The organism is Micromonospora sp. NPDC048905, from assembly GCF_040649655.1.
Taxonomy (GTDB): domain Bacteria; phylum Actinomycetota; class Actinomycetes; order Mycobacteriales; family Micromonosporaceae; genus Micromonospora.
The window spans coordinates 458,268-473,850 of record NZ_JBEZFV010000002.1; the positions used below are offsets into that span (position 1 = coordinate 458,268).

At 71.2% G+C, this 15,583-nt stretch carries 8 protein-coding genes; 2 read left to right on the forward strand and 6 right to left on the reverse strand.

Annotated features, from left to right (window positions below):
• Positions 1–129: 129 nt before the first annotated feature.
• The 3 genes from AB0C01_RS06880 to AB0C01_RS06890 form a co-directional block, all read right to left on the reverse strand.
• Complete coding sequence (locus AB0C01_RS06880) at positions 130–3,213, reverse strand: thioesterase domain-containing protein (protein WP_357570491.1); 3,084 nt, start codon at positions 3,211–3,213, stop codon at positions 130–132.
• Positions 3,210–6,722 (reverse strand): AMP-binding protein, encoded by a 3,513-nt coding sequence (locus AB0C01_RS06885; protein ID WP_357570492.1) that lies wholly within the window; start codon positions 6,720–6,722, stop codon positions 3,210–3,212. The genes AB0C01_RS06880 and AB0C01_RS06885 overlap by 4 nt, the downstream gene beginning before the upstream one ends.
• 671 nt (positions 6,723–7,393) lie before the next feature.
• The gene (locus tag AB0C01_RS06890) at positions 7,394–9,622 is read right to left on the reverse strand and encodes a glycosyl hydrolase family 28 protein (RefSeq protein WP_357570493.1); all 2,229 of its coding nucleotides are present in this window, start codon (positions 9,620–9,622) and stop codon (positions 7,394–7,396) included.
• Positions 9,623–10,156: 534 nt separating this feature from the next.
• On the opposite strand from AB0C01_RS06890, the gene AB0C01_RS06895 reads away from it, so the two are divergent.
• Both AB0C01_RS06895 and AB0C01_RS06900 read left to right on the forward strand, forming a co-directional pair.
• Positions 10,157–11,977, forward strand: a complete 1,821-nt coding sequence (locus tag AB0C01_RS06895) for a bifunctional metallophosphatase/5'-nucleotidase (protein WP_357570494.1) — start codon at positions 10,157–10,159, stop codon at positions 11,975–11,977.
• A 125-nt stretch (positions 11,978–12,102) separates the two neighbouring features.
• Entirely contained in the window at positions 12,103–12,477 is a 375-nt protein-coding gene (locus AB0C01_RS06900; protein ID WP_357570495.1) for a VOC family protein, read from the forward strand.
• Positions 12,478–12,683: 206 nt separating this feature from the next.
• On the opposite strand, the gene AB0C01_RS06905 is transcribed toward AB0C01_RS06900, so the two are convergent.
• The 3 genes from AB0C01_RS06905 to AB0C01_RS06915 form a co-directional block, all read right to left on the reverse strand.
• Entirely contained in the window at positions 12,684–13,487 is an 804-nt protein-coding gene (locus AB0C01_RS06905; RefSeq protein ID WP_357570496.1) for an ABC transporter permease, read from the reverse strand.
• The gene (locus tag AB0C01_RS06910; protein WP_357240577.1) at positions 13,484–14,416 is read right to left on the reverse strand and encodes an ABC transporter ATP-binding protein; all 933 of its coding nucleotides are present in this window, start codon (positions 14,414–14,416) and stop codon (positions 13,484–13,486) included. Before AB0C01_RS06910 ends, AB0C01_RS06905 begins: the two co-directional genes overlap by 4 nt.
• Positions 14,417–14,640: 224 nt before the next feature.
• Positions 14,641–15,321 (reverse strand): class I SAM-dependent methyltransferase, encoded by a 681-nt coding sequence (locus tag AB0C01_RS06915; RefSeq protein ID WP_357570497.1) that lies wholly within the window; start codon positions 15,319–15,321, stop codon positions 14,641–14,643.
• Between the last annotated feature and the right edge of the window lie 262 nt (positions 15,322–15,583).

Here is a 15,583-nt window from a genome sequence, read left to right on the forward strand (position 1 = left end):
GTTCGGATCGGTCATCTGCGGGCGCAGCTCACTGACGTGGCCGCGGCCCTGCGCGTCGGTCACCCAGCTGTCGCAGCATCACGTCCCGCCACACCGACCAGCCCGTCCCGCCCAGTGGCAGCACGTGACTCATCGGACCGGTTCCGGCTCGTCGGCGTCCACGATGTGCAGTCGCAGTTCACTGAAGTAGCGCCGACCGGCCCCGTCGGGCACCCAGGCGTCCTGTTCGGTGGGCAGCATCTCGCTGACCACCACCGTCGTGTCGTCGCCGCCGTCACGCCGGGCCGCCCGGACCATCACGCAGAACATGTCAACGAAGGCGGGGCTGCTCAGGTCGACGAAGCAGGGCTTGGTCTCGGTGCCGAGCTTGACGTACACCTGCTCGGGCAGGCCCAACCGGCGTCGCCAGTCCCGTACGGCCAGGAAGCGGGCCCGCTCACCCTTCGCCGCGCCGAAGTCGCACGCGCCGACGGTGGTCCGCCAGGTCTGCCGGGCCACCACGAGCCGGTCCAGCGTGATCCTCGGGGTGTACGGGGCGGCCGCGACCAGCTTGAACCCGTCCACGGCGTGCAGGCTGAGCAGCCCGGCGCAGACCTCGGTCAGGAGCCAGCGCTGCCCGTCGGGGGCCACGACCGTCAGTCGGCCATCCTCGTCCCGCACGGTCAGCGCCACCGTGGGCAGCACCCGGTCCGGGTCGGCGTTGGGCGCGGACGCGAAGGCCACCTGCCGGTCGGTGGGGCCGATCAGCGACTCGGCGACCCGGCTGGTGCGGCGCGGCCAGTCGGTGGGATAGAGCAGCCGGATCCGGTTCGGGCCGAGGTCGGCCGCCAGCGCGTCGCGCAGCCGCTCCACGTCCGGATGTGCGGCCGTGAGCACCGCACAGTCGAACGACGGCCAGGCGGCGTGCAGTTCGCCGAGCACCACGGTGTAGTCGCCGCGGGCCAGCGCGTCGGCGTCGGCCGCGCAGATCTGCAGGTCGGGGCTGTGCAGCCGGGAGTTCGACCAGTTTGGCCGGAGAACGGGGAAGACCTCGTCGACCCGGGCGACCAGGTCCGCCACGTCCAGCCGCACGTCGGTGCTGCCCGGCAGCAGGTCGGCCAGCCCGAACAGCCCCGCCCAGCGGGCCGCGAAGTCGCCCGCCACCGCGTCGACCGGGCGCGGCCCGCTGCCCCAGAACATGCCCTGGACCAGGAACCACAGGTCGGACAGGGCCACCGGAGCGTCGCCGGCCTCGGCGCGCAGCTCGTCGTACAGCTCCCGGAACACCACCGCGTACGCCTCCTCCAAGGCGCCGGCCAGCCAGCGGGCGGCCCGCAGCAGCACGGCGAGCGGGGCGGCGATCCCGTCCAGCAGCGGTGCGCCGAAGACCACGTCCAGATCCCGGCTGGTGTCCTCGTAGCAGAGCGTCCGACCGGCGTACATCTGCCCGGCCCGGCGCTGCGCCGGCTGCCCGGTCAGGTCGGTGAACGTCTCGTCGAGCGCGTTCAGCGCGGCGTGCAGCCGGTCCGGATCGCCGGCGGCGGCGGCGACCGCGTCCCGGGCGGCGCACAGCCGATCGAAGCCGGCCTGGGCGACGGCTCGCGCGGGGGCGTCGCCGACCTGCGTGATCCGCTGCCGCAGCACCTCCTCGGCGGCCGGGCTCACCGGCAGCGCGGCGTCCCAGGTGGCCAGGTCCCGCTGCACCAGCCGGTCGAGCAGCGCGTACCCGTCCTCCGGCCGACGCAGACCGACGGCCGGGTCCGTGACCAGCTCGTGGGCGGGGCGGTGGCCGTCGGCGGCACCGAGCAGTGCCGCCTCGACCGGCGACAGGGGCACCGGGGGTCGACCCGGCCGGCGCACCTCCCGGCCGGCGAGGCTCAGGTGCGGGGCGAGCTGGGGTGCCCACCAGCGGCGGACGGCCAGGTCCTCGGCGATCCGCTGCGCGTACACGGTCAGTGCCCAGGACTCGAACCACACCCAGCGGTCACGGGTCAGCGCCGCGCCCGGCCGGACCTCGGCGGCGACCGGCAGCTCCGGGTCGAGGGTGACCCAGCAGTTCGGGCCGAAGAAGCCGACGGTCTCGTTCTTGCCGCAGTAGCGCTGCCAGTACCTGACGACGGCCCGTTCGCGCTCGCGTCTACGGGTGTTGCGGGGAGCGTCGGGGCCACCACGGACCAGCCCGTCCAGGGTGGGCAGCACCCCCCGGTTCTGCCAGGTGACCGCCTCGCGTAGCAGCGGGTCGGCGGCCAGCTCGGTGATCCGCCGGGTGGCGGTGGACAGCGCCTCGGCGAACTCCTTGTCGAAAACGTCGGCGCCGGCGCCGGTGGTCAGCAGCTCGTCGGCCGCCGCGGCGGCGTGCGGCGCGGACAGCAGGGTCAGCCCGTCGGCCGGAAAGCCGGTGCTGCGCAGGACGGCGTCGCGCCACACCGACCAGCCGGTGTCGCCCAGCGGGACCCGGTGCGCGGCGGCGGCCGCCCTCGGCGCGACGGCCGGCGGTTCGGCGGTGAGCGCCGCGGTCAGGTCGGCGCGGATCGCGTCGGCCAGCTCGGGCAACGCGTCGTGCAGGAAGAAGTGCCCGCCGTCCAGCTCGTGCAGGCTGAAGCCGGCGGCGGTGTGCTCCCGCCAGGCCGCGCTCTGCTCCCGGGTCACCGCCGGGTCGCGCCGGCCGCTGAACGCGATGATCGGCACCGGCAGCGGCTCCTCGGGCCGGTACCGGTAGGTGTCCACCCGCTCGAAGTCGGCGCGCAGCAGCGGCAGCAGCAGGTCGACCAGCTCGGGGTGCTCCAGCACGCCGGCGGGCAGGCCGCCGCCGGCCCCCAGCCGGCGCAGCAGCTCGTCGTCGTCCACCTGGGACAGCCCGTCGAAGATGGTGGGCGCGGTGACGTGCGGTGCGCGGGCGCCGCCGACGTAGAGCCGCAGCGGCAGTGGACGCCCGGCGCGGCGCAGCTCGCGGACCACCTCGAAGCCGAGCCGGCCGCCCATCGAGTGGCCGTAGATGGCGTAGGGCCCGGTGGCCCGCCCGGCGATGGCGCTCGCCACGTCGACCACCCGGAACCGGGGGTCCTCGCTGATCCGGTTTTCCCGGCCGGGGAGCTGCACCGGCAGCACCTCGACGTCCGGACCGAATCGGCCCGGAAAGTTGCGGAACGCGCCGGCTCCGGCGCCGGCATAGGGCAGGCAGAACAATTGCACCGGTGCCGGATCGCGGCTGCCGGCGGAGAGGAACCAGTTCACCGAACACCTTTCTGAGGAGGTTCGATCCAGTACCGCTGCCGCTGGAAGGGGTAGGTGGGCAGCGAGGTTCGTCGGACGCCGTCGGCCGGGTACAGGGCCGTCCAGTCCAGGGACCGGCCGGTCACCCAACCGGCGGCCAGGTCGCGCAGCGGGCCGGCCGGACCGGCCACTCGGGTGTCCGTCGCCAGTAACGCGTCGAGCGCGGCGACCGCGTCGGCCGGAGTGGTGGCGACCACCGCGGCCCGGCAGCCGAACTCCCGTCGGCCCAGCGCCAACGTCGCGGCGACCTCGGCCAGCGTGGGCGCGGTGCCCGCCAGGTGCCGCCGCAGCCGGGTCAGGGCCGCCCGTAGAGCCGCGGGGGTACGCGCCGACACCGGTAGCAGGTGCGCGCTGGCCGACCCGGTGTCGACCGGCTCGACCGCGGGTGGTTGCTCCACCACGACGTGCGCGTTGGTGCCGCCCAGCCCGAACGAGCTGACCCCGGCCACCCGGCGCGGCACGTCGGGCCAGTCCCGCGCCTTCGTCGGTACGTAGAACGGACCGGCGGCCAGATCGATCTCCGGGTGCGGACGGGTGAAGTGCAGGTTCGGCGGGATGACCCCGTGCTGTACGGCCAGCACCGCCTTGATCAGCCCGGCGATGCCGGCCGCGGCGTCGAGGTGACCGATGGTGGTCTTCACCGAGCCGAGCGCGCAGGTCTCGGCGGGGGCGGCGCCCGCGTACACCTCGTGCAGCGCGGCCACCTCGATGGCGTCCCCGAGCGGCGTACCGCTGCCGTGTGCCTCGATGAAACGGACCTCGCCCGGGGCGACCTCGGCGGCGGCGAGCGCGCCGGTCACCGCGGCGGCCTGCCCGGCCGGCCCGGGCACGGCGTAGCCGGCCCGGTCGGCACCGTCGTTGGTGACCGCCCAGCCGGGCAGGATCGCGAGGACCCGGTCCCCGTCGGCCTGCGCGTCGGCGAGCCGACGCAGCGCCACCACCCCGACGCCGGAGCCGAAGCCGGCGCCCTGGGCGGCCTCGTCGAAGGCCCGGCAGCGACCGTCCGGTGAGGCCAGGCCACCGGGGGTGTGCCGGTGCCGGGGCCAGGTGACGCTCACCCCACCGGCCAGAGCGATGTCGCACTGGTAGTCGGCCAGGCTCTGCGCGGCCAGGCAGACCGCGACCAGCGAGCTGGAGCAGGCGCTCTGCACGGCCACCGCCGGCCCGGTCAACCCCAGCCGGTACGCCACCTGGCCGGGCAGGTGGTCGGTGAGCTGCCGGCCGATCAGGCGGGCCTCCCAGTCGTCCGGATCGACGTCACCGATCACGGCCGGGTTGTCCATCAGGTGAAAGAGGAAGTAACGGTTGACGGAGGTGGCGCCGTACACGCCGACGAGGCCGGGGAACCGGGTCGGGTCGTGGCCGGCGTCCTCCAGCGCCTCCCACGCGGTCTCCAGGAACAGCCGGTGCTGCGGGTCGGTACGGGCGGCCTCTTGGTCGCCGAAGGAGAAGAACTCCGCGTCGAAGTCGGCGATGCCGTCGAGCCGCCCGGTGGCCTTCACGTGCCGGGGGTCGGCGCGCAGCCCGGGGCCGACGCCCAGCGCCGCCAACTCCTCGTCGCTGTGGTCGTGGATGGCGTCCACGCCGGCGCACAGGTTCCACCAGAAGGTGGCCACGTCCGCCGCTCCCGGGAACCGGCCGGCGAGCCCGACCACGGCGATCTCCTCGCCGGTGTACTCGCGGACGCCGACCGACGAGGAGTACGCACCGCCGGTGGACGCCGACGCGGTGGACGCCGAGGCGGTCGCGACGGGCGGGGCCGGCAGGTCGGCGGACGGCGGCGGGTCGACCAGTCGAGCCTGGGCGGCGACCGTCGGATGGTCGAAGAGCCGCAGCAGCGGCAGCCGGACCCCGAACCGTTCGGTCAGTCGCTGCTGCACCTGGCCGAGCAGCAGGGACTGCCCGCCGACGTCGAAGAAGCTGTCGGTGCGGCCGACAGCGTCCCGGCCGAGCACGGTGCACCAGATGTCGTGCACGATCCGCTCGGTCGGGTTGGCCGGTCGATCCTCGGCCAGCACGGCCCGGGCCGGCGCCGGCAGCGCCCGTTCGTCGATCTTTCCGCTGACGGTCAGCGGAAACTCGGCGACCGGCACGACGGCGCGGGGCAGTGCGTACTCGGGTAGTTGCCGGGCCAGGGCGGCCCGCAGCGCGGCCGGGTCCACCGGTGTCCCGGTCGACCGGACGTACGCCAGCAGCTCGCCGTCGCGGGCGATGGCACGCACCTCGGCGACGCTCGGTTCGGCGGCGAGCACCGACTCGATCTCGGTCAGCTCGACCCGGAACCCGCGCACCTTGACCTGCCGGTCGAGGCGGCCGAGGCAGCGCAGCTCGCCGGTGGGCAGCAGCTCGCCGAGATCGCCGGTGCGGTACGCGGGCACCCCGTCGGGGTCAAGCCCGAACCGGTCGCTGACCTGGTCGAGGTAGCCGGGGGCGAGGTGCCGGCCGCGCACCACGATCTCGCCGTCCGGTGTCAGCCGCAGCGCGTACCCGGGCAGGGCGGTGCCGATCGGCAGCGGCCCGGTGGCCGTACGGTCGACGTCGGCCAGCGGCAACACGGACCGGGCCGCGAAGGTCATCTCGGTGGCACCGTAGCCGTTGACGAGCACGCAACCCGGGGCGAAGTGACCCTGGGCGCGGGCGGCGTCGGCGTAGCTGGCCTGTTCGCCACCGAGCAGCACCACCCGGACCCGGTCGAGCCGGTCGACGCCGGGAGTGTCCAGCAGGTACCGGAAGACCGTCGGGGTGGAGTGGTAGACGGTGACGGCGTTCCGGGCCAGTTGCGCGACGGCGTACGCCAGCCCGTGGCGGCGCAGATCGACCGGGACGACGGCGGCGCCGGTGAGCAACGCCGGGTAGAGGTCGGGGATGGCCGCGTCGAAGCTGAACGAGGCGAGCAGGCTGAGCCGGTCGTCCGGACGCAGGTCGAGGGTGGCGATCTGGTTGTCCACCACGTGCAGCAGGTTGCGGTGGGTCTGCCCGACCGCCTTGGGCCGGCCGGTGGAGCCGGACGTGAACAGCACGTACGCGAGGGCGTCCGGGTCCACCGACACCGGCCGCAGTGACGCCGGCCGCACGTCGACGGCGGGGACGACCCGCGTGCCGGGCCGGTCGGTGGCGAGCCGGCGGGCCAGCTCGGTGTGCTCGCCCCCGCTGAGCAGCACGGTGACGTCGGCGCCGTCGACGAGCTGGCGCAGTCGCTGCTCCGGGAAGCCCGGGTCGAGCGGCACGTAGGCGGCGCCTGCGGCGAGGGTGCCCAGCATCGCGGCGATGGTGCCGGCCCCGTGTGTGGTCAACAGTCCGACCCGGTCGCCGGGTTGAACGCCGGCCCCGGCCAGCAGCTCGGCGTGGCCGCCGGCCAGGCCGGCCAGGCCGGCGTAGTCGAGCGGGCCGGTGTCACCGAGCACGGCGGGATGGTTGGGCCGGGCGGTAGTGGCATCGCCGAAGCGATGGATCAGCGTTGAATTTTCCATCTCAGGACGTGCACATCGCTCCACACAAGATGGACACGCCGCGACCGGCTACATTGATCATGATCCCCCCCAGGAATTCACAATGGAGCGAGCATAGGACTCAACGCCTGGCGCGGAAGATCATTGACTAGAGTCGACCCGAAGGGCTAGCGGGTGATCAGACGAGGGATGACGAAAGTCGTCCGATCATCCCCCTGGCGCAGCGGCGGATTTTCACCTAGAACGATCATCAGGGGCCATTTTTGCGGTCGCGCATTCATTGCGTAGAGGAATTTCCCGGCCAGAGACATCGGGTCGCTCGCCGCGGACCACGCTCTGCGCCGTGGGTTGAGCGCGTACACGGTTCCGGCGGGACGGGGCCGACAGCACCGTCGTCGTCGCGCGGCAACCGCGACACCATCTCCCGGAATCGGTCACCCGTTCGGCCATCGTCTTCAGCACGGCGCGGGAGACGGCGGCAGCCTGCTCGGGCGGCAGGCCACACCGCCGGGATACCGCGTCGACGAAGCGCGGAAACCGGCCGTCGCCCGCCGTGTCGGTCGCGGCCGGGCGCCTACCCCCCGCCGCTGCCGACAAAAGGCCGCTCGATCCCGCCGATCGACATCAACATCCGTCACACGCAGACCGACGAACGCGAGTCGAGTCTCGATTCGCCTACTGCCGTTGCCGTGTCAGCCCGTCGCATACGTAAGCACGTCGACCGTGGCTGTCATCGGCCGGGCTCCGGGATTCGCAAGCGTCGCCGAGCTGTTACGCAGGGTCACCCCGTCTGCGTGTCGAATGGAGAAGCCGTACGCCGCAAGGTAGGGCCAGCGGGTGCTCTCGGGATAGTCGCCGTTGTACTCGTTCGGAGTCTGCGGAGCGACCGATCCGCCGACGGTGACGTTGACTTTCACATTGCTCAGGAGGATGTCGTACATCCCGTACGTGGCGCCCGTGCTCTCCTTGGTACCCGAGAGCACGGCTCCCGTCGCAAGATGGTTGGGCGCCGCATCAGCGATGCGGGTAGCAGTGATGTCCTCGAAGCGCAGGCCGCTGATCCACCGGGGGTCGGGTGCTCCGGTTCGGCGCCCGATCAGTACGAAGATCGCCCGCTGGGTCTGGTCGATCGTGACACGCCGGAACCGGGCATTGGTGACCGTCCCGCCGCCAACCTCGGTGACGACGATCCCCGCGTTGCGCGGTCGTTTGACAAGGACGTCCTCGACCGTGATGTCGGCGAAGGCGCCGTCGCTGGCGGTGCCGAGCTTGACGCCGTTCGCCCGTCCGGAGGCGGACACGCTCGACAGCCGGACGACGGCCCCGACGACTCCGCGGCTGGAGACGCGCTGGCTGGTCGAGAAGTGACTCTTGAAGCAGATCGAGTCGTCATCGCTGTAGACGTCCACCCGTTCGATGAGGACATCGTGACCGTCGACGACGTCGATGCCGTCACGGTTTCCGTCGATGTTGCTGTCGACCGCGACGTCGGTGATGGTCAGGCCGTCGATTTCGGCGGGCACGATGCCCCAGAACGCGGCGTCCTTCAGGTAGATGTCACGGATGGTGACATTGCTGCCGGAGGTGAGGAACATGCCGGCCGGACGGTGGTTCTCGGCGGGCCCGGGCTGGCCGCCGGCCCAGGCGGGATTCGTGCCGTTGCCGTGGATGACTCCGCCGCCCTCGATGGTCAGATTGTTTGCCCGGTGGGAGAAGAGCAGCGCCTTGGTGAGCACGCCGCCGACGAAAGGGCGGCTCGGGGCGATCCTCGCAACGGAGGGGTAGGCAGCGTCATCCCAGGTGCCCAGCAGCATGGCATCGGGTGCCACGAAGAACGTCATATCGGACTTCAACATGATCGTCCCGGTGCGGAACACACCGCCGCTGAGCAGGACCGAACCACCAGTGGGAGTCGCGTTCACCGCCGCCTGGACCGCTGCGGTGTCGTCGGTGGTGCCGTTCCCGGTCGCGCCGAACGAGCGCACGTCCACAACCGGCCCGGTCGGCGTCTGGTCGGGAACCGGATACGCGAGAACCTTGTCGGCGTACAGGGTGCCGACCTGGCCGGCGCCGACGCCGAGGACGAGTTGCGCCACATCGGCCGCGGCCGGGTCGCGGAACGGGAAGTGGGTGGGTCTTGCCGTGGTGCTCACCGCCGGAAAGCGCCGGCCGTCTGCGTAGGCCACGAACTGTCGGCCCGGGACGTCGAGCACGAGGCGGACCGTGTACCACTCGCCGGGCTGCACACCGGAGAGCAGGACATGGCTGACCCCGCCGGATACGTACTGCAGAACCGAGTTGCTGAACTGTAGCGAGGCCGAGATCCTGCCAGTGGAACTGCGGATGTACAGCGCCATCTTGACACCGGTCGTCGACTCCGTCCGCAAGTTGGCCTGCACCATCACGACGCCCTTCTGTGGTGTCCTCAACGCACGGGTGGCGGTCAACTCCTGAGTGCTGGTGGTCTTGGTGATGCGCAGGCTGCGGTCGGCGTCGCTCGGCACGGGCTGCGCATCGACGGTGCCCCCGCCACCGGCAACCACGTAGCCCGGCGCCACGGTACCGACCGGCACGTCGTCGAACAGGTCCTTGGCCTGGTACGCCGCGGTGTCCTCGGGCACCCTTCGCAGGCTCACGTTGTCGACCCACATCGTGCCGAGGTTGGTGGCGCCGGGACCGAGGCCGAACGTGAGCCGGCCGACATCGGCGGCCGGAGTGCGGAACGGCGCGGCGTCGAGCAGCTTGGCACCATCGACGTGCAGGTCGAAGGTCTGGTCGTCGGTGCGCAGCTCGACACGCACGACGTGCCAGCCCTGCGACGCGGCCGCGAGCGTCTGATTCGGGCCGGCGTTGTAGTAGCGCCCGGCGCGGATGCCGATGCTCGCCACCGGCACGCCGGTCCGGCTGGCCACGTAGAGCACGTTGAACGCACTTACCGCCGAGTCGACGCGGACGCGTACCTCCGCCTCGACGACGCCGGTGAGACCGGCTGTCGTCCGCCGCTCCACAATCGTCGACGAAGCTGCGTCAGTCGCGGTCTTCGTCAGCCGGAGGCTGCGGTCCACCGCGTCTGGGACGGCGGCGACCCCGACGGTCCCGCCGGACGTATCGGTACCCCAGCCGGCTGGCACGGTGCCGAACTCAGCATCGTTGAAGTGCTCCATGACAGCCGACGTGGCACCCGGGCCGGTGTTCGCCGCCTGCACCCCTTCGGGGGCAACCACGACGGTGGTGGCCAGCCACGCCGCCATCAGAAGGGTGGTGCTCCGCATAGCGCAGCAAGTTACCAGGATGAATAACTCCGGTGACCCCGCACGGCGAGCGGCCTTGCCGGCTCAGCGGCGCATCGTCAGTGCGTGGTCAGGCCGAGCACCACGGCAGTTCACACAATGTTGATCAACTGGGCAGAGGCTGTCCGGGCGAACCAACCCGTACCACCCTTGGGAGCCCGACACATGCTTGACAGCGCTCGATTGCTCCGGCGTGGCCGAACCGCCCTGGCCGCCGCGGTGGCCGCCGGCTTGCTGCTGGCCGGTGGGGCGGCGTCGCCGGCTGCCTCGGCCTCGCCGGCCGGCGCCCGGCCGGGTACGCCGGTCCCGGTGCAACTCCTGTCCATCACGGACCTGCACGGCTACTTCGGCGACTACACCACGACCGTGCCCGGAGCCCGGGCCGGCGAGCCGGCCCGTCAGGTCGGCGGCGGCGCCTACCTGACGGCACACCTCAAGCAGCGCCAAGCCGGCCAGCGGAACTCCATCCTCTTCTCGGCCGGGGACGACTTCAGCGGTTGGCCGAACGAGACCGGGTGGTTCTGGAACGAGCCGACCATCGAATACCTGAACTCGATCGGGCTGGAATTCTCCACGGTCGGCAACCACGAGATGGATCGGGGCTACGAGTTCCTCCGGCACATGGACGACGGCACCTGCCGGTGGCGGCCCGACAACGACATCTGCTTCACCGACTCCACCGGCCGGCGCTTCCACGGCGCGGACTACGACTACTACTCCGGCAGCGTCGTGGACGACCGCAGCGGCAAGCCCAAGCTGCCGCCGTACCACGTCGAGTACGTCAGCGACGGGCACGGCGGTCGGCTGCCGGTCGGCTTCGTGCACGCCACCACCAAGCTGATGTCCGAGGAGCAGATGTCCTACACCCCGAAGGGGTTCGACTTCCTCGACGAGGCTGACACGGTCAACAAGTACGCCGCCGAGCTGCGCCGGCAGGGCGTGAAGGCCATCGTGGCGGTCATCCACGAGGGCTTCTCCCAGGAGGCCGGTGCCGGGTACGACGAGTGCGTCAACCCGTTCGGCCCGATGTACGACGCCAACGCCCGGATCAGCGCGGACGTCGACGCGATCGTCACCGGCCACTGGCACGCCCTGGTGAACTGCATGCTCCCCGACCCGGCCGGCAACCCGCGTCCGGTGGTGGAGGCGGCCAACCACGGCCGGCTGTTCAACGAGATCAACCTCCAGCTCGACCCGCGTACCGGCGAGGTGCTGCGGGACCGGACGACCTCGGTCAACCACGCCAACACCCAGGACGTGACTCCGGACCCCGAGACCCTGCGGATCGCCGACTACTGGCGGACTGAGCTGGCGAAGCGGGCGAACCTGCCGGTCGCGCAGGTGACCGCGGACCTGACCCGGGCCCCGGGTGACAGCGCCGAGTCGACCATGTATGACGCCACCGCCGACGCGTTCCTCTGGGCCGCGAACCGGGACGGCAAGGCCGACCTGGCGGTCGCGATGCCCGGCATCCTGCGCCGGGACGTCCGGTACGCCGCCGACCCTGCCAACCCGGCCGACGCTCCGGGCCGGGTGCTCTTCTCCGAGCTCGCGCTGGGCACCGTCTACGACAGCGGCATCGGGGTGGGGCTCGTCCGGGGCGACGTGACAGGCGCCCAGCTCGACCAACTGCTGGAGAGCCAGTGGCAGCAGGCGGCGGACGGCACCGTGACGTACCGGCACATGGCGGTGTCGGGCAACGTCCGGTATCGCTACGACCTGTCCAGGCCGGTCGGCGACCGGGTGGACCCCGGCAGCGTGCGGATCGGCGGCAAGCCGTTGAGGCTCAAGTCGACGTATCGGATTGCGACCCTGGCGAACAACTTCTTCGCCAAGAACGCCACACCCGGGTTCACCGCGCTGTTCGAGGCGCGCAAGCAGGACCGCAGCCTGTACAACGGCGGTGACGCTCTGTGGCGCTACCTGGAGAACGCGTCCCCGGTCCGCCCGCCCGCGCTGGACCGGGCGACCCCGGTGTCCCGCTAAGGCGGGTCGACGACGTCGGACCAACCGGGTGCGGGCGGCCAGGCACCGCCCGCACCCGGGTTCGGGTTCAACTCTCGGGTACGTCCATCTCATCGGGCCGTGGGAGCGGGCTGCACATCGTCGCTATGGTCGGTGTCGTGGAGACACTGGGCCGACTTGCCGGAGTCACGGTCGACTGCCGGGATCCGCAGCGACTGGCTGACTTCTGGTCCGTCGTGCTTGGAGGACGCGTGACGGAGTCTCTTCCCGGCTGGCGGCGCGTCACTGTCGCCGAGGGCAGCCCGGTGCTGACATTCCAGCCGGTCCCGGAGCCCAAGGTCGGCAAGACGCGACTACACCTCGACATCGCCGTTACCGACGTCGACGAAGCGGTCGAGCGGATCGGGATGTTGGGCGGGCGGTGGACAGGTGAACGGCATGACTACCAAGAGGGCGCAGTCCTCGTCATGACCGACCCGGAGGACAACGAGTTCTGCGTCGTGCAGTACTACCGGGTGTGATCTGGTTGGGTTTTCGACGAGCATCCGAGACTGCTGATGGCGTCGTACGCACCGTCGTCGTTGCACACTGATCACAAGCGGCCGTGAGAGTGGGAGCCGTCGACACACCGACCGGCGCGCAGGGCACCGCGCCGCGCCCGTCGGATACCAGCCACCACCTGGATGTCGGGCGCCGAGCGGAGCAGGCATGATGGGCCGGCGTCGGATCAGACGTGCCGGGGCTCCCACCGGAAGAAGCGGCGGGTCAGCCAGGCGCCGATGACCAGCCACACCAGCAGCACACCGGCCGAGGGCAGTGCGAGCAGGTGACTGTCCCAGAAGCCGAGCGCCCGGCCCCCGTCGGTCTGTGCCAGCCACCCGACGCGCAGCAGTTCGGTGAACGGGCCGGTCGGCAGGAACCACAGCACCCGCTCAATCGGCTCCGGCAGCGCGCCCAGCGGCAGCAGTGCACCCGGGGCGGCCAAGAAGATCACCATGGATGGCAGGGTGGTCAGCATCGCGGCCTCGGAGCTGCGGGTGACCGCGGACAGTACCGCGGCGAAGGCTGCCATCACCGCGGCGCCCAGCAGCAAGGCAAGCAGGATCACCAGCGGGTGTCGCGGCACCGGCAGGTCGAGCGCCAGGATGGCGTAGAGCGCCAGGACGGCGGTCTGTGCCAGGAAGGTGAGCACCGTGCTGCTGGCGGTGCCGAGCAGGATGGTGCGGTCGGACGGCAGACCCACCCGCATCCGCTTGAGCACGTTCTCCTGCCGGCGCGAGGCGTAGACGGTGGTCAGATGGTGGTGCACCACGAAGACCATGATCAGCGCGGTCACGCTGACCACCCGCCGCACTCCGGGGACGGCCTGGCCGCCGTAGCCGCTGGTCAACAGCAACCCGATGAGCAGCGGAGTGACCACGGAGAGGGCGGTTGCGGTCCAGTTGCGCCGCAGCGCCAGCAGCTCCATGCGCAGCAGGGCGAGCATCTGCCAGGACGGCCGCGCCGCCCGATCCGTCGTGACGGTGGTCATCGAACTTCCTCACGTTCCGGTCGCTGACCGGCGTCAGCGTGCTCGCCGGCGATGTCCAGGAATACGTCCTCGAGGGTGGCGGGGCGCGCGGAGAGCCCGTACAGCCGCACTCCGGTGGTTTTGGCCCAGTCCAGTAGCCGGGAGAGGTCGCCCTGCAGGTCGCGGGTCTCGTAGGCGACGCGGTCGCCGTCCACCGAGAGCGTGCCGTGCGGCAGATCGGGCAGGTCGTACCCCTCCGGTGAGCGGAACGTGATCCGCGCCGGCAGCGTGTGCACCACCTCCTCGGGCGTCCCGCGAGACACGATGTGCCCGCCCTGCATGATCGCCACCCGGTCGGCGAGCACCTCCGCCTCTTCGAGGTAGTGCGTCGTGAGCAGGATGGTGGTCCCGCCCGCCTGCAGCTCGCGGACGACATCCCAGGTGCGGCGCCGCGAGGCCGGATCCATACCGGTGGTCGGCTCGTCGAGGAAGAGCACCTCCGGCCTACCCAGCACGGCCAGCGCCAGCTCCAGCCGCCGGCCCTCGCCGCCGGAGAGCTGCTCGACGGCGACGTCGGCCCGGTCGGCCAGTTCCACCGTCTCGAGCATGTCGCGGGTGGTGCGCGGACGAACGGTGAGCGCCCGCCAGGACTCGATCGTCTCGCGTACGGTCAGGGCGCCGGTGAAACCGCCGTGCTGGAGCATCACGCCGGTCCGCGGACGTACAGCGGAGCGGTCGGCGATCGGGTCCAGGCCGAGCACCCGCACCTCGCCTGAGGTCGGCCGCTGCAACCCCTCGAGCGCCTCGATCGTGGTGGTCTTGCCGGCGCCGTTGGTGCCCAGCAGGGCGAACAGCTCGCCCCGGCCGATGGCCAAAGACACCCCCCGGACCGCCTCGAACTCCCCATAGCTACGACGCAGCTGGTTCACTTCAATGACGACGTCTTCCATGACCTCAGCCTGCCCATCCGGGGAACACATTGCCGATCCCCGTGCTGTCATGATTCGACCGTGTCGTTTGCACGGGTCACCCGTGCACTGAACCCGCCGCAGGCCGTGGTCCTTTCCCGCGCGGTCATCCGGGCCAGGACTGGCCCGTCCGGACGCGGTGTCCTCTCGTCAGCGCACGACCTTTGGAGAATGCGGGTGGCCGTGTCGGTACGGCACCGCCTGGCTCAGGATGCTGGCACGGTTGCGGGCTCTTCGCCTGGGGTGGTCGGGGGTTCTGCGATGCCGACGAAGTTCCCGCCCATGGGCCGGATGCCGACCGACCACCCCAGCGCTGTGAGGACGTCCGTGAGGGTCTGAGCATCATGGAATACCTTCACGATGCGGTACTGGCTGCCGTCATCGAGCCGGCGCAGCACCGCCGGGGTCGGCTGGTTCGCGAGGACTTCTTCGCTGGCGGCTACGGCGGGGCCGTCGTCGATGAAGACTGCTTTGCCGCCCGGCGCGAGCGCGGTGGCGACGGCGTTCCAGAAGTCGGGCAAGCGTGCCGGCGGTACATGGGAGAGCCAGAAGGCGAAGAACACGGTGTCGTAGCGTCGTGGCGGCTGCCACTCAAACAAGTCGGCCTCAATGAACTGCACGGTAGGGGATGCGGTGCGCGCCCGAGCCAGGGCTAACACTTCGGATGCCGCATCGACAGCTGTCACCGAATGTGCCCGCGCAGCGAGCAGAGAGGTCCACTGACCTGTTCCGCAGGCCAACTCGAGCACATCCCCGGCGATCGGAAGGTCATCGACGACAGCCAACAACCTCTGCAGGTCTTCGTACTCTGTATAGGGCCGGTCGTATTCGGCCGCACCGGCCCGGTAGTAGGCCATCTGTTCTGCCAGGAGACCGTCCTCATCCATGTAAGCCCCTCTCATTGGTGTCCGGTCAGCGACAAGCGCACACCTCGCCAAGCTCGCTCGCCACAGACAGTGTCGGCCTTCACCCTTGGGCAAGGTCAACAGTCCTGGGCGCCTCGGCCGTCCTCGTCGACTGATCCCGCACCCGGCTGGTGCCAGCCGGCACAAGCCGTCCGACGTGTCTGAACCCGGAAACGTTCGTGGACAGCCCACTAGCTGAGGGATGTCTCGTAACCCGACGTCTGCCTGCTGAGGACGGTCAGTC